Source organism: Cellulosimicrobium arenosum (assembly GCF_014837295.1).
GTDB classification, from domain to species: Bacteria; Actinomycetota; Actinomycetes; order Actinomycetales; family Cellulomonadaceae; genus Cellulosimicrobium; species Cellulosimicrobium arenosum.
In genome coordinates this window covers 83650-105490 of record NZ_JACYHB010000011.1, presented here as the reverse complement: position 1 = coordinate 105490, position 21841 = coordinate 83650, and the positions used below count along the sequence as shown (strand labels likewise).

General features: G+C 70.6%; 8 protein-coding genes. All 8 read right to left on the bottom strand.

The window, feature by feature from the left end; genetic code table 11:
• Window positions 1-103: 103 nt before the first annotated feature.
• The gene (locus tag IF651_RS13280) at window positions 104-2113 is read right to left on the bottom strand and encodes an Ig-like domain-containing protein (protein WP_191829600.1); all 2010 of its coding nucleotides are present in this window, start codon (window positions 2111-2113) and stop codon (window positions 104-106) included.
• Window positions 2110-4359: a glycoside hydrolase family 127 protein gene (locus IF651_RS13275; RefSeq protein ID WP_191829599.1), complete on the bottom strand. Its 2250-nt coding sequence runs from the start codon at window positions 4357-4359 to the stop codon at window positions 2110-2112. The genes IF651_RS13280 and IF651_RS13275 overlap by 4 nt, the downstream gene beginning before the upstream one ends.
• 47 nt (window positions 4360-4406) lie before the next feature.
• A complete protein-coding gene (locus IF651_RS13270) occupies window positions 4407-7556 on the bottom strand; it encodes a family 43 glycosylhydrolase (protein WP_191829598.1) in 3150 nt (1049 codons plus the stop codon).
• A 161-nt stretch (window positions 7557-7717) separates the two neighbouring features.
• Complete coding sequence (locus tag IF651_RS13265; protein WP_241744439.1) at window positions 7718-12421, bottom strand: galactose-binding domain-containing protein; 4704 nt, start codon at window positions 12419-12421, stop codon at window positions 7718-7720.
• 460 nt (window positions 12422-12881) lie between these two features.
• Window positions 12882-17378 carry a TIM barrel protein gene (locus tag IF651_RS13260; RefSeq protein ID WP_338403957.1) on the bottom strand — a complete coding sequence of 1499 codons (4497 nt, stop codon included), beginning with the start codon at window positions 17376-17378 and terminating at the stop codon, window positions 12882-12884.
• 380 nt (window positions 17379-17758) lie between these two features.
• Entirely contained in the window at window positions 17759-19741 is a 1983-nt protein-coding gene (locus tag IF651_RS13255) for a glycoside hydrolase family 127 protein (RefSeq protein ID WP_422110484.1), read from the bottom strand.
• Window positions 19742-19845: 104 nt separating this feature from the next.
• Window positions 19846-20784 (bottom strand): carbohydrate ABC transporter permease, encoded by a 939-nt coding sequence (locus tag IF651_RS13250; RefSeq protein WP_191829596.1) that lies wholly within the window; start codon window positions 20782-20784, stop codon window positions 19846-19848.
• Window position 20785: 1 nt separating this feature from the next.
• Window positions 20786-21742, bottom strand: a complete 957-nt coding sequence (locus IF651_RS13245) for a carbohydrate ABC transporter permease (protein WP_191829595.1) — start codon at window positions 21740-21742, stop codon at window positions 20786-20788.
• Window positions 21743-21841 lie beyond the last annotated feature (99 nt).

Below are 21841 nucleotides of genomic sequence, written 5' to 3'. Positions count from 1 at the left end.
CGAGGTAGTACCGCGGTCCGCGAGGTAGTACCAGGGCTCCGCGAGGTAGTACCGGGGTGGATGACCCCGGTACTACCTCGCGGACTGCGGTACTACCTCGGCGTCAGGAGCAGTCGAGGGTGTCGAACGCGACGTCCGTGCTCGACGTCACCTCGCCACCGTCGACCGTCGCGACCCCCGTCACCGTCACCGAGCCCGCCGGGACGGACGTCGCCCGCGCCGCGAACGACTGGTAGGCGTTCTTGCCCGGCGCGACACCGTCGAACGACTTCTCCCCGAGCGGCGTCGAGAGGGTCACGTCGACCGGCACGTCCTCGCCGTTCGTGGCGCGGACCGCGACGTACGCCTTGCCAGCCAGGCACCGCGGCGACACCTCGACCGCGAGGTCGAGCTCCGGGTCGCCACCGCCGAGCGCCGGGAGGACGACCTGCTGCCGCTCCTCCTCGTTGCCCGCCGCGTCGGTCGCGGCGAACTCGATGACCTGCTCCTCGTCGGTCAGGGCGCGCGTGAACGGTTCCGTGTAGGTGCCCCAGAACGTCCCGGGTCCCTCCCACTGGATCTTGTCCACGCCGGACCCCGCGTCGGTGGACTCGAGCGTGATCTCCACGCTCGTCCCCAGGTCCCGCACGGTCGCGGTCGTGACCGGCGCGGTCGCGTCGACCCGCAGGTCGCGCGAGCCCTCGCCGACGTTGCCGTCCGCGTCCGTCGCGCGCACGCTCACCGTGTGCTCGCCGTCCTCGGCGATCGCGAACGGGCCGTCGTACGCGGCCCACTCCCCGTCGTCGACGGACACCTCGACCGCGGGTGCGTTGTCCCGGTTGTCGATCGCGGTGACCGTGACCGTCGGGTGCTGGACGTACCAGCCCGACGTCGCGGGGCCGGGCTCGGCGGAGACCGTGACGGTCGGCGCCGTGGTGTCGGGGCCGTCGTCCGGCTCGACGACGAAGACCGTGGCCTCGGCGTCGATGTCGGTCCCCTCGACGTCACCCGCGACGAAGAACAGGCCGTCGGGCTCGGCGTAGTCCGCCGGGTCGACGTCGTCCCAGGTCACCGGGATACGGCTGTCCATCGAGCCGTCCTCGTACTCCGCGACCACGGTCCCGGGCAGCACGGGGGCGACGCCCGCGAGCGTCACGACGCTCACGTAGTCCACGGCCGCGATCTCGCCGGGCTCGCCGTCGCGGACGTGCACCGTGGCGCCGACGGGCTCGACCAGGTCGGGCGACGTGCCCGCGACGTCGAACGACCCGGCCTCGGCCACGTCGTCCGCGGTGACGTCGTCCCAGTCGACCTCGACGGTCTCGACGCGACCGTCGGTGAAGATCGCGTCGATGTCCGCCGGGAGGTCGGGCAGCACGCCCACGTCCGTCGGGATGTGCACGGGCGAGTAGTCGATCGGGCCGTTCGGGTCGACCGGGTCGGGCTCCTCGACGCCGCCGGTCCCCCACACCTCCCACTCGGACACGCCGACACCCGAGTAGCTCGTCGACTCCGAGCCCTGCAGGGCGTCGAACGTCGCCCGGAGCCGCGTGGTGGTCACGGGCTCGAACGTCGTCTCGTTGAGCTCGAGGCGCTCGGTCGGGTACCCGCTCGGGTCCGGCAGGTCGACGAAGGCCTCGGCGTCCGCGTCCCAGTACTGGATGGTCCAGGACGCGGGGACGCGGACGTTGTCGCCGTTCGCGTCGGTGCCGTCGGACCAGAACCGGATGACCGAACGGTCCACCGTGACCGGCGCCGGCCACGAGTACTCGAGCCACTGCGTCGCCGGGCGGTCGCCGCTCCACGTGGCCCAGACCGCGTCGTGCCCACCGCCCGAGCTGACGCCCGCGCCGTCGTTCACCGCGTCGATCCTGTTCCAGGAGGCCGTGTAGCTCGCCTCCGGCGTTCCGATCAGGGCGACGTTCGAGGACTCGGCCTCGGCCGCCGCCGTCACCGCGTCGGGAGCGGACCCCGACGCGGACCACGCGAGCGCACCCGCACCCGCGCCCGCGACGGCGAGCGCGAGGGCGGTGACCCCGGCGACGACGCCGCGGCGTCGGGCACCGGTCCCGGTGCGTCCCTCCGCGGTGTCGAGGGGGATGAGGACCGTCCGGTCCGAGTTCCGTGCGCTCATGCGAGCCTCGCCTTCCCTGCCGTGATCAGGATCCTCTGACCGTCGCGACGGCTCAGCAGGCCGTCGGCGGTGAACTGCTCGACCGTGCGCTGCACCTTCGACAGGAACGCGGCACGGTCGCCGAACCCGCCGTCGCCCCAGACCACGTCGAGGAACGACGTGCCGTTGGGCCGCACCGCGTTCGCGACGCCGCTGTCCCGGCCCGCGAAGACCACGCGCGGCTCGGAGCGCTCGATGTACATCGAGTACTGGGTGTCGTCGCCCGACCACGCGGGCTCGAACGTCAGGCTCCCCAGTCGGAAGTACCCGTCACCCAGGTCCGTGAACGCGCCGTCGAGCGTCCCGTCCAGGCCCAGGTGAGAGTACAGGGAGAGCTTGAGGTACTCGCGCGACGCGCTGCGGGCGAGCAGGACGGTCGGGCCGTTCTCGATGCTCTGGATCGCGGGGTTGTCGACCGTCGGCACCGCGCGGATGCTCAGCGGCATCGTCACGTCGACCACGTCGCCCGGCGACCACGAGCGGGACACGCTCACATACCTGCCGGGCACGGCGTCGAGCTCCTGCTCGGTGCCGTTGACCGCGACGGTGAAGCCCTTGCGCACCCAGCCGGGCACGCGCAGCCGCAGGTCGAGCCGGCCGGAGCCGTTGACGGTGAGCCGGGTCGACCCTGCCTTGGGGTACTCCGTCTGCTGGACGATCTCGAAGCCCTTGTCCGCCCACTCGAGGGTCGACGCCAGGTAGAGGTTGACGTACACCGCGTCGCCCTCGACCGTGCGGAAGTAGATGGAGTCCCGGTACTTGACGTGGTTCTCGAGCCCGGTCCCGCCGCAGCAGGTCCCCGTGTTGCCGTACTCGCGACGTGTACCAGGGTTCACCCCGTACATGTACGTCACGTCGGGAGACGTGCTGGACTGCGTGTTCTTCTTCGACCCCACGATGTGGTTGAGCACGCCGCGCTCGTAGAACTCCATGTACTTCGGGTCGAGCGTGTGGAAGAACAGCAGCCGCGAGAGCTTGAGCATGTTGTACGTGCCGCACGTCTCCGCGTTGCGCTGCCCGATGTCGCCCGCGACGGTGTTCGGCGGGCCGAACAGCTCGCCCTCGCCGTGCCCGCCGTGCGCGTACGTCCGGCCCGGGACGACCATCCCCCAGAAGCCCTCGACGGCGTCGAGGTACCGCTGCTCGCCCGTGAGGTCGTGCACCTTGAGGTAGCCCGGGAACTGCGGGATGTGCTGGTTCGCGTGCTTGCCGTTGAGGGTGTCCGTCCCCGCGGCGCACGCGTCCACGAGCGTGTTGAGGTCGAACAGCTTCGCCGTCTCGATGTGCTTGTCGTCGCCCGTGATCGACGTGATGTCCGCGAGCACCTCGTTCATGCCGCCGTACTCGCCCGCGATGTAGATGCCCCACATGCGGTCGAGCTGAGCCTGGGGCAGCACGGACAGGCGCCCGTGGACCCACTCGGCCATGGACGTCGCGATCTCGAGCGCCTGGTCCGAGCCCGCGAGACGGTACGCCTCGAGCAGACCGGCCATGATCTTGTGGCACGTGTAGTACGGCGCCCAGATCTCGCCGTAGGGCGCGTACTGCTCGAGCTGGCTGAACTGCCACTCACCGTACGCCGCGAGGAAGCCCGGGTGGCTGAACCGGTCCATCGCGGCGAGCGCGGCCTGGACCTCGCCGAGACCCTCGACGATCTGGTTCACCTTGTCCTGGAACACCGTCTCGCCGGTGCTCGCGTACGCGAGCGAGACGCTCGACAGGAAGTGGCCGCCGTAGTGCCCGCGCAGCAGGTTCGCCGTCTGGGTGTTCGCACGCCCCGGGTAGTCGTCCGGGCCCCACGGCTGCTCGTTCGCGTGGCCGAAGCCCTCCCAGCCGCCCGGCGCGTTCGCACCCTTGGTGTCCAGGCCCGCGTTGCGCCGGAACACCGCGAGGATGCGGTCGACCGGGTAGACGCGGGCCAGGTGCAGCATCTGGTCCTGCGAGCGGGTCGCGACGCTCTCCGCGAGGGTCACGTCGGACATCGAGAACGGTTCGGCGGTCCAGCCGTCGAGCGTGAGCGAGCGGTCCAGGGACCGCAGGAAGCCGCGGCTCACCGGTGGTCCGGACGGCACGGACGCCGGGACGGGCGCGGACGGCGCCGCGAGGGCGCTGCCGCTGCCCGCGAGCGCGACGGCACCGGCGGTCGCGCCGGCTGCCATCGCGCCCAGGCGCAGCAGAGAGCGTCGTGAGTAGGTCGAGTCAGGCATGTGTGTTGCTCCTTGGCACTCGTCGTCGAGCGGTGTTCGGGTCCTCGTCACGCGCAGTCGACCGCGTCGTGCTGGACGTCGCGGTCCACGGTCACCTCCTCGCCGTCGACCGTCGCCGTGCCGGTCACCGTGACCGACCCGGCCGGCACGGACGGGGCTCGCACCGCGAAGGACTGGTAGGCGTTCTTGCCCGGGGCGACGGCGGCGAACGACTTCTCGCCGTACGGCGTGGACAGGGTCACGTCGACGGGCACCTCCGCAGCACCGTTCGAGGTGTTCGTCGCCCGCACCGCGACGTACGCCCTGCCCGCGAGGCACCGGGCCTGCACGGTCGTGGTCAGGTCCAGCTCCGGACCGGGGTCCACGGTGCCCGGGTCGTCCGCGACCACGCGCCACTCGGTGACCGCGACGGCCGAGTACGTCGTGCCGTTTCCGTTCGCCGCGAACGTCGCGCGCAGGCGGGAGGTGGTGACCGGGTCGAACGTCACGGTGTTGAACGCCGTGGTGCTCGTGCCGTACGCGGACGGGTTCGTGACCGGCTGCCACGTCTCGGCCTCGTCGTCCCAGTACTCCAGGACCCACGAGTCCGGCGCGGCGACGCCGTCCCCGGTGCCCTGGTTCGAGTCCCGCCAGAACTTGAGCTCGGCGCCCGTCAGCCGGATCGGCCGCGACCAGTCGTAGCGGGTCCACAGGCTCGCCGGACGGCTGCCCGACCACGTGCCCCAGATCTGCGCCTGGCTCGGGTTCGTCGGGTCCGCGCCGTCGTTGAGCGCCCCGAGGCTGTTCCAGCCCGCCGTGTAGGACGCGCTCACCGTGGCGATCGGTGCGACGTTGCCCGTGAGCGGCCCCGACACGTCGGCGGGGATGGTCACGCTCTTCGGCGTCTCGACGTTCCCGGCCGCGTCGACCGCGCGGAACGACACGCGGTGCTGGTTCGTGTCGGGGGCTGCGACCGGGCCGTCGTACGTCGCCCACTCCCCCGTGCCGATCGCGTACTCGACGCGCACGACGCCGGACGTGGCGTCCGTCGCGGCCACGGCCACGGTCCGGGCGTCGGGATCGAGCGTGCCGGTGCTCACCGGTGCGACCCGGTCGATCCGGACGTCGAGCGACTCCTCGCCGGAGACGTTGCCCGCACGGTCGGTCGCGGTCGCGACCACCGTGTGCTCGCCGTCGCCCGTGACCGCGACCTCGGTCGTGCGGACGTGCTCGGTCGTGACCGGCTCGCCGTCGTCGACCGCCGTGGCCAGGACCACGCGGCCGCCCGAGTCGTCGGTCCCGTCGACGCGCACCCGCACGTCGGAGCGGAACCAGCCGTCGCTGCCCGCGCTGCCGAGCGCGGTCAGCGCGACGGTCGGCGCGGTCTCGTCGCCGGGCGCCGCCTCGGCGGCGAGAACCGTGACGTCCGCGGACACGCGGCCTCCCGCGTACCCGAGCACGGACCCCTCGACGGCGAACGAGCCGGGCGCGGCGACGTCGGCGGCGGCGACCTCGTCCCAGAACGCCGGGACCTGCAGGGTCTCGCCGCCGGGGTAGGTCACCTCGACCGTGCCGGGCAGGTCGGTCTCACCGACCTCGACGGTCACCTCGGGCGGCTCGACGGCGTCGGGCTGGGCCGCGAGGACCTTCCACTCCTCGACCGCGACGGCCGAGTACGTGCTGCCGTTGGTCGACGCGTCGAAGACGGCACGGACCTGGGTGGTCGTGACGGCGTCGAACGTCGTGTCCTGGTAGCCGCTCGTGCCCGTCCCGTACGCGCTGGGGTTCGCCACGTCGACCCAGGCGCCGCCGTCGGACGCGTCCCAGTACTGGATGCGCCACGACGCGGGCGCCGCGACGCCGACACCGGTGCCCTGAGGTTGGTCGTTCCAGAACTCGATCTGCGAGCCGGTCAGGCGCATCGGCTGGTCCCACGTGTACTGGACCCACTGCTGCGGCGGGTTGCTGCCCGTCCACGTGCCCCACATGTCCGGGGGCAGCGGGTTGGGGCGCACGAGCTCGTCGTTGAGCGCCTTCTTCCAGTACTGCGTGGGCACCGGCTCGTTCGAGACGGTGACCGTCGCCTCCTGCGCGACGTTCGCGCGCGGGGTCACGTCCTGGGTCGTGGCCGGCGTCGTCACGACCCGCTCCATGCGCGGCGGGGTCTGGGTGTCGTCCCACTTCACGCGGTCGATCGCGACCGAGCGGCGGAAGTGGTTCCCACCCTCGGCGTCGGCCGTGTGGTAGGCGATCCACCACTCGCCGTCGAACTCGAGGATGCCCGGGTGGCTCGTCGTGGACGAGACCGGCGCGAGGACCGTCCCGCGGTACGTCCACGGGCCCTGGGGCGAGGTCGCCGTCGCGTACGCGATGCACGCGTGGTAGTTCGCCGGCGTGCACTGCGACGTCGGACCGGCGTTGTTGCCGGCGTACGCCATGTAGTACGTCCCGTTGCGCTCGAACGCCCACGGGGCCTCGAAGTACCCCGTCAGCCCGGTGACCGTCCGGACCGTCCCGACCGGCGTCCTCATGTCCTGCTCGAGCTCGAGCATGCGCAGGTTGCCGAAGCTGCCCCACCACACGTAGACGCGGGCGTCCTCGCCCTCACCGTCGATCAGGATCGTCGGGTCGATGTTGTGGATCGTGTTCGGCGTCGGGACGCGCTGCGAGATGATCGGTGCCCCGACGTAGTCGGTCCACGGGCCGGTCGGCGAGTCCGCGACCGCGATGCCGATGCCGAACGCGTCGGACGCCGTCGTCTCGGCCTCCGCCACCGGGACGTACCAGTAGTAGCGGTCGTCCAGGCCCTGCACGACCTGCCCCGCGTACGCGCGGCCGGGGGTCGCCCAGTCGAAGACCTCCTCGGGCCGCATGAGCGACGGGTAGTGCGTCCACTCGCCGGCGTCGACGTCGGACGTCGAGAACGCGCCCCACTCGTTCATGACGAAGTCGTTTCGCGTCGGGCCCGCCTCGTCGTGGCCCGTGTAGATGTACAGCTGGTCGCCGTCGGTCTCGTTGCCGGGCGCACCGGCCGGGACGACGAGCGGCGCCGGGTCGGCGGAGTAGTAGCTGCCGTCGTCGAGGATCGGGTTCTGCGTGCTCGTGAACGTGGACGAGTCGGCCGCGGACGCCGGTGCGGCCGTCACGACGAACGCGCCGAGCGCGAGCGTCGAGGCCAGCGTGCCGGCGAGGGCCGCTCTCCTGCGGGGGTTGCACATCTGCGTCTCCTGGTCGTGGTCCGCGCTCGGCGGCGCGGGGATGTCGGAACCGCCGGGGTGCGGCGGCGCGGGCGGCCGACGAGCGGCGGTGACGCCCCCGGGCACGAGGCCCGGGGATCGGACGCGTCACCGCCGCTGCTGCGGCACCGCCGTCGTGCAGGTCAGCCGCAGGACGCGGCGTCGAACTCCTGCGTGACGGTGGTCGAGCCGTCGGCGTCCGTCGCGACGACGGTCACCTCACCGGCGTCGACCGACGTGGCCCGGACGGCGAACGACTGGTACGCGTTCTTGCCGGGCTGCACGTCCGCGAACTCCTTGGAGCCGAACGGCGTGTCGAGCGTGATCGCCACGGGTCCGTCGTCGTCGTTCGTGGCGCGGACGGCGACGTAGACCTTCCCCGCGAGGCACCGCGTCTGCGCGGTCGCCGACACCTCGGGACCGGCCGGGACGCCGTCGCCCACCGTGAGCGTGAGCGTCGTCGTCGTCGTGCCCGACGAGCTCACGTAGTCCGGCAGGACCAGGTCACCACGGATGACGTACACGCCCGCGGTCTCGACCACCGACTCGTCGTAGTCCCACTCGACGCCGATCGCCTGGTTGTCGCGCGAGCCGTCGTTGTACGACACCTCGACGGTGGTCGGCAGCCAGGGCTGCTCACCGACCTCGACGGTCTGCTCGAACTGCTCGGCGCCCTGGATCGAGATGCCGCCCTGCGAGTCCTCGGGACGCACGTAGATCTGCGCCTCGACGATCAGCCCGTAGGTCGAGTTCGTCCCGTACACCGTGAACGGGTCCACGTTGGCCTGGGCCACCATCTCGGGGGTGATCGGCTGCCACGTGAAGTCGACCGTGCCGCGACCACCGCTCGAGTAGACGACGTCCAGGGACGTCGGGAGCGTCGGCACGACCCCGGTGACCGTCCGCATGATCACGGGGCTCGCGACCGAGTCCACCGTGTCGCCGTTGACGCGCCACCGCAGGACGCCGGTCCCGGCGCCGCTGCCCTGCACGCCCGTGATCCGGACCCGCAGGTAGCTGGCCTCGACCGGCTCGAACTCGAGGTGGTTGTACGCGTTGCGCTGGAGCGCGCCCGCGTACGTCGAGTCGTCCGTGAGCGTCACGGGCGTCCAGTCGGTGCCGTCCTGCGAGTACTCGACCGTGTACGTGTCCGCGCGCGGCATGCGCGTCCCGCCGTTGTCGTCGTACCAGTAGAGGTCGGTGGAGGCGACCAGCACCGAGGAGTCCCAGGCGTACTGGATCCACGCGGCGTTCTGGGCGCTCGTCCCGTTGTTGGGCTGGCCCCACGTGCCCCAGCCCTGACCGGTCCCCGGGGCAGAGCTCGCCGGGGTGGTCGACTCGTTGACGCGCTGCGCGTTCTCCCACGACGCCGAACCGCTCGTCGTGATCGTCGCGGAGGCGCCGAACTCGGCGGACGTCGCCTTCTCGGTGAGCTCGACCTCGACGTCGCGCTCGGTCGTGAGCTCGCCGTCGTCGGCCGTGAGCCGGAAGACGTACTCCCCCGCCACGGTCCCCGTGACCGTGGTGGTCAGGGCGTCGGCGTCACCGAAGATGACGTTGCCGCCCTCCGGTGCGGAGACGACCGACCACCCGTAGGTGAGCTCGCCGTCCTCCGGGATGCCGTCGTCGGTGACCGTACCGACGAGGGTCGTCGAGAGGTTGCCGTCCTTGGACCGGTCGGCGGACACGGTGACCGTCGGTGCGTCGTTGACGACCTCGGGCACGTCGCGCCCGGAGTCGAACACCTGGATCTCCGAGATCGCCGTCCAGTACGACGGCGTATTCGTGAAGGCGACCCGCACGCGGTCCGTCGTCACGGCGTCGAACAGGGCCTCGTTGAACTTGGCCGCCGGGATCTTCGGCGCCTTGAACGTGTCCGGCACGGTGGCCCAGCCGCCGTCGCCGTCGGGAACCTGGATCGAGTACTTCATCGGCTCGTGGTAGCCACCGGCCTGCCGGTCGCTGACGAACCACACCTTGACGTTGTCGACCGTCGTCTCCTCGCCGAGGTCGAGCTCGACGTACCCGGTGTCGCCCTCGGTCCCGTAGTTGCCCCAGTACGGCTCGTTGACGGTGTTGCCGTCGGTCACCGCGTCGAGGGACACCGGACGCTCGGTCTCGCTGATCGCGCCGGGCGTGTAGTTCATCGACCCCGTGCTCCAGCCCGGGGTGTGGAACTGGCGCCACGGCGTCGGGCGCGGTCCGTCCTGCATGTCCGACGACGAGAGCTCGGCCCCGGCCGCGAGGTTCGTCGCGTCCTCGGTCAGGTCGATGCCCGCCGTCTTGAGGTAGGAGACCACGCGCTCGTCCTCGATGGGCGTGCCCACCGCGGTCGGCAGGTCGGCACCCTCGTCGGCGACGACGGTGACGTCCAGCCCGTCGTCGGACTCGACGACCTCGTTGGCCGCCGGGTCGTAGACGAACCGGCCCAGCGCGTCGGCCGTGGCCTTGCGCTCGCCGTCGACGAACAGGCTGTAGCCCTCGCCGAGACCGTAGTGCGAACCGTCCTCGTCCCACACGATCGTGAGGTCGTGGCCGTGGTAGCGCAGGTTGTTGACCATGAAGTGGTCGTAGCCGAGGTCGATCGGCCAGAGCTCGACCTTGTCGTCCGAGCGCGGCTGGATGCCGCCCATGTCCTCGACGTAGATGTAGTTCATGTTGCCGAGCATCACGTGGTTCGGGTTGTTGCGGTTGAACGTCTGCGCGCTCTCGTTCCAGTTCGAGTAGTACTCGGCCTGGTTCGGGGCCCGCGTGTCGCCGCCCGGGTAGACGCTCCACGCCATCCAGTCGAGCAGCTTCGCGGCGTACTCGGGCGTGATGTACGTGTGGTCGGGGTCGTAGTGCCGCAGCGCAGCCCGCACGGCGCGGTACTGGACCGTGAAGTTGATGTTGGAGAAGTTGTTCGACCCCCCGATCCCGAACTTGGCGCGGTCGTACTGGTTGGCCGTGTAGAACGGGAAGATCGGGAAGTTGTCGCCGTAGCGCAGGAACCGGAAGCCCTCCGCGTACTGGTCGGCGTCCTCCACGGGGATGAGGTTCTCGGCGTAGATGTCGTAGAGGTTGGACTCCTTCGCCGGGATGAGGTCGCGCTCGGCGGCGGACAGGGGGTTCTGGGCCCCGCCCGACGTCGCACCGTGCGACGTCCCGGCGAGGAACATGCCCATCTCGTCGCTCCACAGCCGGTCGAGGATCGCGCCCTGGATCTCGTCGGCGGTGGTACCCATCTCCTCGACCTTGCCGGCGTCCGCGCCGGCCATCTCGTAGAGCTGGCGCGCGGCGTCGAAGTCGCCCCACACGTACGCCGACTCCGGACGCTCGATCGTCCGCGCACCGGGCGCTCCCGCGTTCACCTTCGGGTAGCCGAAGCTGATGGCGTCGGCGTCGTTGCCCGGCATGTAGTTGGTGTCGTACGCGATGAGCTTGTCGTCGTTGCCGTCGTAGTGCTCGAGCTGGCCGACGCCGTCGGACTCGAAGTAGTAGCCGAAGCGCTCGGCCAGGTCGGCGCCGCCGCCGTGCACGTTGTACGCCTCGAGCCCCGCGGTGCCGAGGTACTGCGAGTAGTGGTTGTTCCAGCTCGTGTGACCCGGGCTGTCGAGGAATGCCGACGACCCGGAGAGCTCACCGATGTTGAGGATCTGCCCGTAGCCGAGGTACGGGGTCCGCATCCACTTCGTGTCCTGCAGGTGCATCGGCTGCGTGAGCGCGATCGAGTTCTGGTAGAGGTTCGAGCCCTCGACCGTCGTCGGGTACTGGTAGACGTAGCCCGGCTCGTTGGTGTCCAGGCTGTTGTAGCGCTCGCCCCACCAGCGGTAGACGATCGCCTTCTCGATCGGCGCGCTCGGCACGTCGATGAACGGGATGTCCTGCGCCCACTGCCGGTTGAACGCCGTCACGCCCGTACGGAACGCGTCGGCCGGGTCCATGGCCGCGTAGTCCTCGAAGCTCTCCCGGGACTGCGGCATCGTGTCGCTGTACAGCGAGCCGACGACGGACAGGTCGACCGAACCACCCGCGGGGACGGTGATCTCCCGGTCGAGGTTCGTGCCCGCACGCTCGAACCCGTCCGCCTTGAGGCCGACCGTCACGGTCGACCACGGCGTGTCGACGAGACCGTTGTTCGATCCGCTCGTCAGGGTCCTGGTGCCGGTCAGCTCGTCGTCGGCGTCGGTCGACGTGGTGGCGAGCGGCGAGGCGGCCCGGACGGTGAACGTCGCGTCGGAGCCACCGGGGTTGGTGAACGTCAGCGCCGTGACGGCGATGTTGTCGTACGTGATGAGCTTCTTGAGGTCGGCCGTGACCCCGGTCGACCCGATCGTGTACCGCGCCTTCGCGTGGCTCGGGGCGTTGAAGCGCTGCGCGCCGACCTCGGTCACCGTCTGCCCCGGCACCGTCACCGTGTAGAGGTTGCCCAGGTTGTTCGGCCCGCCCGCGAACGTCGAGCCCGCGAAGCCCATGACGCCCCAGTTGCTGCCGCCCCGCATGTACAGGGACCTGCCGCGCGTCTGGAGGACGTTGTTCTGCGACGTCCCGCTGACCCCGAGCACGCGGTCGAGGTAGTAGTCCGTCCCGCCGGCCGCGAGGTCCTTCTCGAAGATCGACCCGTTCATCGACCCGGCGGTCCACGGGACACCGGGCTCGAGCGCCGCCGCGGTCGCGGCGACGCTCCCGTAGGTCGGGTCACCGATGTCCATCGAGTCGGTCTCGCCGTTCGTGTACACCCCGACGTCGTCCTCGTGCCCCGGCAGGACGTCCGCCTGCGCCGACATCGGTGCGAGTGCCAGTCCGGTGAGCGCCAACGCGCTCGTCGTCGCCGTTGCGACGACCTTTCTCAACGTTCTTCCCGACATCACCAAGTCCTCTCCATCGGGAACCTGAACAGCTGCGCAGCTCCGTCAGGAGTGCGCCCCCTGGCTACGTGTGACCACTGCGTCCACGACCGTCTCTCTCATCAGCGAGATCGCCGACCGCAGTCAGTGAATCACCACAACCGAAAAGCCGCAATGCTTTTCGGTCTCATTTCGACCACGTCGGGCGGGATCGCAGGTGAGGGCGGAAAACGGCTCTGACGTGCGCCGTCGGTCGGGCGGAAGTTTCGGGACGGGGCCGGGCACGGGTCGGTTCCGTTCGTCCCGCTGACCGTGCCGAAAGCATGTCGCCCAGCGCCGTCTCCACGAGTCGTGGTCCGGGCGACGAAGCACGAGTGGCCGGGTCCCCGCAGGGGCCCGGCCACTCGTGGTCGTGCGAAGGTCTTCACCGCGTCCGGATGAGGCGGGTCGGACCCCGCCTCATCCGGATCTCAGCCGTGCATCAGCCGCACGACGACGCGGCGTACTCGGTCTCGACCGTCTCCGTCCTCCCCTCGGAGTCCGTCACGGTGACGGTCGTGGTACCACCGTCGATCTCCGCCGCACGGGCGTTGAACGCCTGGTAGGCGTTCTTACCCGCTGCCACGTCGGCGAACGTCTTGCTGCCGAAGGGCGTCTCGAGCGTGATCTCCACCGCGCCGTCGTTGACGTTGAGCGCACGGACCGCGACGTAGGTCTTGCCCGCCAGGCAGCGGGGCTCGACCGTCACGTCGACGTCCGGGGTGTCCTCGCCGGCGGGGATGCCGGTGAGGTACTCGAAGCCCTCGGCGGAGAACTCGTCGTTCGCCGGCGAGCCGTCGTACTCCATGACGAAGTACGCCACGTCGGCGTCGAGACCGGCCTGCAGGACCTCCTGCAGCGGCATGTCACCCTCACCGAGATTGGTGAACGTCGGACGCCCACCCTCGTTGAGGTTCGTCGCGTCCTTGATGTGCAGGAGCTCGATACGGTCCGCGTACTCGTTGATGAGAGCGGGAACGTCGACGCCCGCGTTGGCGGCCCAGGCCGTGTCCAGCTCGAACGTGACGTACTCAGGGTCCGTCTCCGCCACGAGGATCTCCCACGCCGAGGTCTCCACACCGTTGTACTCGTAGGTGGTGTTGAACTCACGGTCGTGGTTGTGGCCGAAGAACTTCTCGAACCCGGCCTCCACGCTGCGCTCACCGAGGCGGTTCATCGCCTCAGCAGTCGCGAGAGTGTCCTCCAGGCTGCCGATGCCCGGGCTCGGCCAGCCGCCCGAACCCACGTACTCCTGGCCGACCGTCCCCACGTACTCCAGGGTCTGGTCGAAGCTGCCCTCGTTCACGTTGTAGTGCGAGGACGGGGCCCTCAGGCCGGCAGCGTCGAACTGGGCGCGCACCTCCTCGGCCGTGCGGCCGGAGTAGTTGCTGCCGTAGGGCTCGACGTTCTCGAAGCCGATCTCGCCCAGGCGGTCGTAGACGCCTTCCCAGCCGATGTCGCGGCTCCACGCACCGAGCGAGAAGAGCTGCATCGAGACCCGGTCGGTCGGGATGACGACCGGCTCGGTCGGCTCGTCCGAACCGCCGGCCGGGAGGCCGGTGAGGTACTCGTACCCGGTCGTGGCGAAGTCCTCGCCGTCCGGTGCCTGGTCGTACTCCATGACGTAGTACACGACACCCGCGTCCGCCGCGGCGGCCAGGATGTCCTGCAGCGGCACGTCGCCGTCGCCGAGGTTCGTGAACTGGATGCTCGAACCGAGACCGGTCGCGTCCTTGATGTGCAGGAGCTCGATCCGGTCGCCGTACTGCTCGATCAGCGCCGCGACGTCGACACCCGCGTGAGCGGCCCAGGCGACGTCCACCTCGAACGTCACCCAGTCCGGGTTGGTCTCCGCGACGAGGATCTCCCACGCGGACATCTGCTCACCGTCGTGCTCGTACATCGTGGTGAACTCGCGGTCGTGGTTGTGGCCGAAGAACTTCTCGAACCCGGCCTCCACGGCCCGCTCACCGAGACGGTTCATCGCCTCGGCCGTGGCCAGCGTGTTCTCGTACGTGCCGATCCCCGGCGACGGGAACCCGCCCGAGCCCACGTACTGCTGACCCACCTCGCCGACGTACTCGAGGGTCGTGTCGAAGTCCGCCTCGCCCACGTTGTAGTGCGACGACGGCGCCTTCAGGCCCGCGGCCTCGGCCTGCGCGCGGAACTCCTCGGCCGTGAGGCCGTTGTAGTTGCCGCCATAGGGCTCGACGTTCTGGAGCCCGATCTCGCCCAGACGGTCGAGCACGGCCTCCTGGCCGTCAGCCGCGACCCAGGGGATCAGCGAGTACAGCTGGATCGACACCTGCTCGGCCGGGACGATGACGTTCTGCCCGAAGGTCAGGTTGTCGACGTCCACGCCGCCGGTGCTGGTCACGACGAGCGTCCCCGTGCCCTCGGGCACCTCGGTGAGCGTGCGCGTGGCGTCGCTCCACTCGTCGCCGGTGAACCGGAACTCGGCGAGCGAGTCGACGGTCTCGCCGTCGGCGCCCGTCCAACCGAGCGAGACGGTGCCCTCGCCGCGACCGATCATGGTCACGCTGTTGATCGGGTCACCCGTCGGGGCGTGCACGAGGGCCAGCGGCTCGTAGGAGAACGAGTCGCCCTCGTCGAGGGACGTCACGTAGTACCCGGCGTCGGCCTCGGCGTCGGCCGCGGTCTCGATGCCCTCGGAGGCGTCGAACCACTCGGCCTGCTGCTCCTCCGGCTTGAGGACGTTCGTGGCCTCGCCGGTGATGGAGGGAACCTCGCCCTGCGCCTGGTCGGCGTAGGTGACGACGAGGGTGCCGAAGATCTTCTCGCCCTCGCCGTGCTCCACGGCGTCCGCGCTCGTCTGGATCGTGAACCCGCAGCCGTCGGCGGTGTCAGCGGCTCGGCCGCTCACCTCGGGGTGCGCGTGCGTGTTGTGGCCCAGGCCGAACGTGTACTGGATGTTGCGGCACGTCGGGTCGTCGCCGTCCTCGGCGTCCTCCACCGAGACGGTGTACGGGACGGCGTCGCCCCAGTTGAAGATGGCGCCGTTCGGCTGGCTCAGCGTGATCTCGGGGGCGGTGTTGCCGACCGTGATGCGCTGGATCGCCAGGCCGAAGTTGCCGCCCGGGTCGGTGACGCGCAGCTGCACGTTGTACTGACCGAGGTCGGTGAACGTGTGCGTCACCGTCTCGCCCTGGGCGTCGTACTCACCGTCGGCGTCGAAGTCCCAGTCGAACGTGAGCTCCGAGTTCGGGGTCTCGGCGTCGGTGGTGGCCGACGCGTCGAACGTCACCTCGAGCGGTGCCGTGCTTCCCGAGATCGGGTCGGCCGAGACGAACGCACGAGGCGTGGTGTTCTCGGACCCGTAGGTGACCTTGTACAGACCCGCGTCGGGGTTCTGGCGGAAGAATCCGTCGCCGTACTCCAGGACGTACAGGGCACCGTCCGGACCGAACTCCATGTCCATGACGTTGTCCCAGATGGGCTGGTTGACCGTCTGGAGGTGGCTGTTCGGCAGGAAGTCCTCCACCGCGGTGACCTCACCGTCGGACGAGAGCTCGTCCAGCGTGAACGCCGCGACGTAGTCCTGCGAGAACTCCGCCATCAGCGGGTGGCCGTCCCAGTACTCGGGGAACTTGACGTCCGAGTCGAGGCTCTCGTCGTAGCGGTAGATCGGGCCACCCATGGGTGCCTGACCGCCGCCGCCCAGCGTCACCAGCGGGTCGAGCAGCTCGGGCTGGTCGCCCGGGTTGTCGCCGTAGTAGACCTGCGGCGGCGTGACGGGCGGGAGCTGCTCGAGACCGGTGTTCCAGGTGGAGTTGTTCTCCGGTCCGGCGTCGCAGTCGAAGAACGGTCCCGGCTCCTGGGTCTCGAAGTTCCACTCGTTGTAGTTCGCGTTCGGGCCCGTGCAGTACGGCCAGCCACCGTTCATCGGCTCGGTCGTCAGCTGCCACTCGACCAGGCCCATCGGGCCACGGTCGGGGTTCGCGGAGCCGGCGTCGGGACCGTAGTCGCCCCAGACCAGCGCGCCCGCCTCGGTGTCGTAGTCGATCCGGAAGGGGTTGCGCAGACCCATCACGTAGAGCTCTTCGCGCACCAGCTCCGGGTCGGCATCCGTGCCGTCGAAGAGGTTGCCCTCGGGGATCGTGTACGAGCTCCCCGGTCCGACCTCGGTGTCCGGATCGAGGTCCTCGATCGGGTTGATCCGCATGATCGAGCCGCGCAGGTCGTTGCTGTTGCCGGCACCGCGGCGCGAGTCGAACCCGGGGTTCATGCCGGGGGCGTTGTTGTTCGGGGCGTAGCCGTTGGCTCCGGGCGTGCTGGCCGGGGTGTTGTCACCGGCGGACAGGAAGAGGTTGCCCTCGTCGTCCCACGCCATGTCGGCACCCACGTGGCAGCACTGCCCGCGCTGGGCGTCGACCTTGAGGATCTCGCGCTCGGTGGAGAGGTCGATCGCGTCGGTCGTCGGGTCCCACGTGAAGCGGGAGAGCTGGTTGTAGCCCAGCCACTGGTCCCAGTAGCTGGCGTCCTCGCCCGCAGGCAGGGAGTTCGGCGCGCTGCCCTGCGGGGTCGTCTCCGGGTACTCGACCCCGGACGGCGACGTGCCCGACATGACGCGCGGGGCGTACACCATGTACACCCAGTTGTTCTCCTCGAAGTCCGGGTCGAGGGAGATGCCCTGCAGCCCGTCCTCGGAGTTCGCGTAGACGTCGATGTCGGCGATCTGGGTGGTGCGACCCGTCGCGGTGTCCGTCAGGCGCACGACGCCGTCGCGCGCGGTGTGCAGGACCCGCGTGTCGGGCAGCACGGCCAGGTCGATCGGCTCGCCCGTGTTCTTGCTGAGCAGGGTCTTCTCGTAGTCGTTCCAGTCCACGTCCTCGGCTGCGGCCGCGGCCACCTCGCCGTCGGCCTCGTCGTGTCCGGGGTGAGCGCTTGCCGCGCTGAAGGTGAGTGGTACCAGCACCACAGCGGACAACGCTGCGGCGGCACCTCGGGTCAGCCTGCGGCCGACCTTGGCACGTCTGAACAATGTGTCCTCCTTGACGTCTGTCGAGGACCAGGACTCCCCCGTAACGGCGTCGGTACGCCGGGCCGGCATCCGTGAGCCACGGGTTCCGACCAGCCCCGGTCGTGAAAACGGACGCTCCGAGAAGCGGCCGAGTGCGCCGTGCGGACAGCAGTCGCCCCATTGCGCACTGCCGTCGACGCTACGCCTACTTCTGCTGTGCGCAAGGCAGAAGTCGCCTTTCCACCGCACAGTTCCGCTCAGTTTCCAACGAAACCAGACTCCGACGTACCGCGCCTGCACCGCCGCCGGCAGGGCCGGGCACGAGACAGCGGCGGGCCTCAGCGCACCGGCATCCAGATGCGCATCGTCGAGGGGCCACGGTTCGCCCAGTCGTGGTAGCGGACCAGCGGCACGTCGATCTCGACCGCGGGCGTACCCGCCGTACCGGCACGCCCGTTCGTGCGCCCCGCGTCGTCTGCCGGGACGTACGGCCACGCGTCGCGCGCAGGGTGGTCGACGACGACGCCCCGCACCGTCACGCGACCGTCCTCCTCGCGCGGAGGCACCGAGGCATCGACGCGCAGGTCCGCGACGTCGCGGCCGCCCGGCAGGTCGACCGACTCCAGGCACAGGACCTCCGGCCCGCGCTGGACCGCGACGCACCCTCGGATCGCGTCGATCCGGTCGTCGGGCTGCACGAAGCGCGGCGTCATGTCGAGCTCCAGCTCGACGACGCTCCCGGACCGCAGGTCCGGGACGGCCACCGATCCGGCGGGCACCCGCCGCTCACGCCCGTCGACGGACAGCACCGCCGTCGGCGACCACGACGGGACGCGCAGCGTCAGCGCCCAGCGGTCGGACGGCGCCTCGACGATCCGGACCCGCACCCGGCCGTCGACCGGGTACCCGGTCAGCACGTCGAGGTGGACGGGCGCGCCCGACGGGAGCGACGCCCGGATCTCGCCCGTCGCGTACTGGTGGACCTGCACGCCGCCGTCGTCCACCGTGGCGACGTACGCCGCGAGGCTGGCGAACGTCCGCGCCACGTTCGGCGGGCAGCACGACACCTCGAACCACGGGGCGCGCAGCGACGACTCGGCGCGGCGGCTCGCCACGTCCGGCGACGCGGTCTCGCCGGGGACGCGCTGGTGGAGGGTGTTCGCGTAGTAGAACGCGTGCCCGTCGGGTGCCGGGGACGTCGCGACGACGTTGAAGAGCGCCCGCTCGATCGCGTCGGCGTAGCGCGGCTCTCCCTCCGCGAGGAGCAGGCGCCACGCCACCATGACGGACCCGATCGACGCGCACGTCTCCGAGTAGGCACGGTCCGGCGGCAGCACGAAGTCCTCGCCGAACGCCTCGTCCTGGTGGTGCGAGCCCTGGCCTCCCGTGATGTAGGTCCGGGCCGCCGTCGTGCGCTCCCACTGACGTGCGACCGCGACGAGGAGGTCGTCGTCGTGCTGCTCGACGCCCACGTCGACCGCGCCGGCGGCGAGGTAGTTGGCGCGGACCGCGTGGCCGCGGAACACGGTCGCGTCCCGCACGGGCACGTCGTCCTGGTAGTAGGAGCGGCCCCACTCGATGTCCGCGAGCGTCCCGTGCCCCCGGCGCTCGACGAACAGCGCCGCCTGGCGGACGTACCGCGGCTCGTCGAGCGCGCGCCCGAGCTCGACGAGGGCGACCTCGATCTCGGCGTGCCCGCACACGCCCTGGTTCCCGTCGGGCCCGAACGTCTCGCACACGTGGTCGGCGGACCGCCGGGCCACCTGCACGAGGAGGTCGTCCGCGTGACCGGTGCGGGCCCGAGCGACCGCTGCCTGCATGAGGTGGCCCTGGCAGTACAGCTCGTGCCCCCACTCGAGGTCGCTGTAGCGCGCCCCCTGGCCCGGTCGCCCGAACATGGTGCTGAGGTACCCGTCGGGCTCCTGGGCGTTCGCGACGCGGCGCACGATCGCGTGGAACCGGGCCTCGAGCTCCGCGTCCGGGCTGCGGCCGAGCTCCCACGACATGGCCTCGAGGAGCTTGTAGATCTCGGAGTCGGAGAACTCCCGGCCCCGGCGGGAGGCCGGCAGCCCGCCCTGGGCGGCGGCGTCGAAGTTCGCCAGCCAGCCCTCCCGGTCGAGCCAGTGCTCGATGTGCGCGAGCGTCGCGGTGCGGTTGGTCTCCTGCCGGCGGGCCCAGAACCCGTCGGTGATGCGCACCTCGGCGAGCCCGAGCGGCGCGAGCCGGCCGGACGACGGGACGACGGGGCGGCCAGTCGTCACGTCCGGGGCCGGCCGGGAGGAGGAACGCCCGCGGGGAGGGGCGGTCGGGGTCATGGTCATGGGATCACCTCCGGAGGCGGGCTGGCCGCTCCGGTCGTCGAGGTCGGCGGTGGCCGCCGCAGGGTGGGTGGAGGGGGTCGGCGGCTGCGCCGCACGGTCGGTCGTCATCCCTTCAGCGCCCCGGACATGAACCCGCGCACGTAGTGGCGCTGGAGCACGAGGAACAGGACGACGCACGGCACGGCCAGGACGACGACGCCGGCCTCGGTCGCGCCGTAGTCGACGATCCCCATGACCTGCTGGCGCATGTTCGCGACGGCCAGCGGCAGGGGCGCCTTGTCCGAGTCCGTGATGAGGATGAGGGGTGCCACGAAGTCGTTCCACGCGGTGAGGAAGGCGAAGAGCCCGACCGTGATGAGTCCCGGCTTGACCGCCGGCAGGAGCACGCGACGCAACGCACCGAACGACGAGCACCCGTCGACCAGCGCGGCCTCGTCGAGCTCGCGCGGGACCGACTCGAACGAGATGCGCATCATGAACGTCGCGAACGGGAGCTGGAACATGGCGAGCACGAGCGACAGGCCGAGCAGCGAGTTCTGCAGGCCGATCTCGTTGAGCAGCACGTACAGCGGGATCAGCAGCGTCGCGTACGGGACCATGAGGATCGCGAGGGTCAGGAGGAACAGCAGGTTGCGGCCCGGGAACCTGAAGCGCGCGAACGCGTAGCCGCCGAGCGTGGAGACGACGAGCGTGAACAGGACCGTCAGCCCGGAGACGACGGTCGAGTTCCACAGGTACTGCGCGATCCCCGCCTGGTAGTTGGCGAGCGTCACGTAGTTGCCGAAGCCCCAGCCGTCCACCTGGTTCGACCCGGCCTGCGGCGAGAACGACGCGACCCCGGCCCAGATCAGCGGGAACAGGAACACGAGCGCGAGACCGGTGGTCAGCACCCAGAAGGGCGTGCGGGTCGCGATGCCCGCGATGCGGGCGCGCGGGGCGGGGGCCCGGCGCCGGACCGCAGGCGGGGCCGTCGGGGTCCCGGTGCCCGACGACGAGCTGTCGGGCGCGCCGGAGGCGCTGGGTGCGTTGGGGGCGAGGGTCATGTCACTTCTCCTCGGGTGCGCGCATGCCACGGATCTGCGCGATGTTGATGAGCACGAGGGCGCCGAGCACGATGATCGACAGCGCGGCGGCGACGCCGAGGTCGTTTTGGCCCTGGAACGCGACGTTGTAGATGAGCTGGACCACGGTGATCGTGCTGTTGTCGGGCCCGCCCTTGGTGAGGATGTAGAACTGGTCGAACGCGAGCAGCGAGCCGGTGACGCACAGGATCGTGCACAGCGCGAGCGACGGGCGCAGCAGCGGGAGGGTCACGCGGGAGAAGGTCTGCCAGCGGCTCGCGCCGTCCATGCGCGCGGCCTCGTACACCTCGTGCGGGATCCCCTGCAGGCCCACCATGAGCAGGAGCATGTAGAAGCCCGCGAACCGCCAGACGACGAGGAACACGGTCGACCACAGCGCGCCGTCCGGCGAGCCGAGGAAGGAGACCGGGCCGTCGACGATGCCGAGACGCTCCAGGAACGGCGAGATCGGCCCCACCTGCGGGGAGTACAGCGCGTAGAAGAGCAGCGACGCCGAGGCGAGACCGAGCGCGCTCGGCACGAGCACGGCCGTGCGCAGGAAGCTCTTCCAGTGCGTCGACTCCTGCACGAGCAGCGCGAGCCCGAGGCCCAGGCCGATGAGCAGGACGGTCGCGATGACCGTGTACTTGATCGTGAAGACGACGGAGTCCCAGAAGAACCTGTTGTCGACGGCGTCGCGGAAGTTGTCGGGGAAGTTCACGCCCTGGTTGCCCGACAGCAGCGGCCAGTCGGAGGCCGACATCTGCCCGACGAGCAGGACCGGCAGGACGAACAGGACGAGGACGAACAAGGCGGTGGGGGCGGCGTACGCCCAGCCGCTCAGGGCGTGGTGGCGGCCGGGCCGGCGTCGGCGACGGGCCGACGGCGGGGGCGTCCCCGCCGCGGTGGCGACGCTCGAGAGCGGGAGCTGCACGGACATGACGGACTCCAGGAACGGGACGAGGACGTGGCGGGGACTGCCTGCGCGGCGCCCGCCGTCGCCGCTGTGCGGCGGGCGACGGCGGGCGCCGGAGCTGCG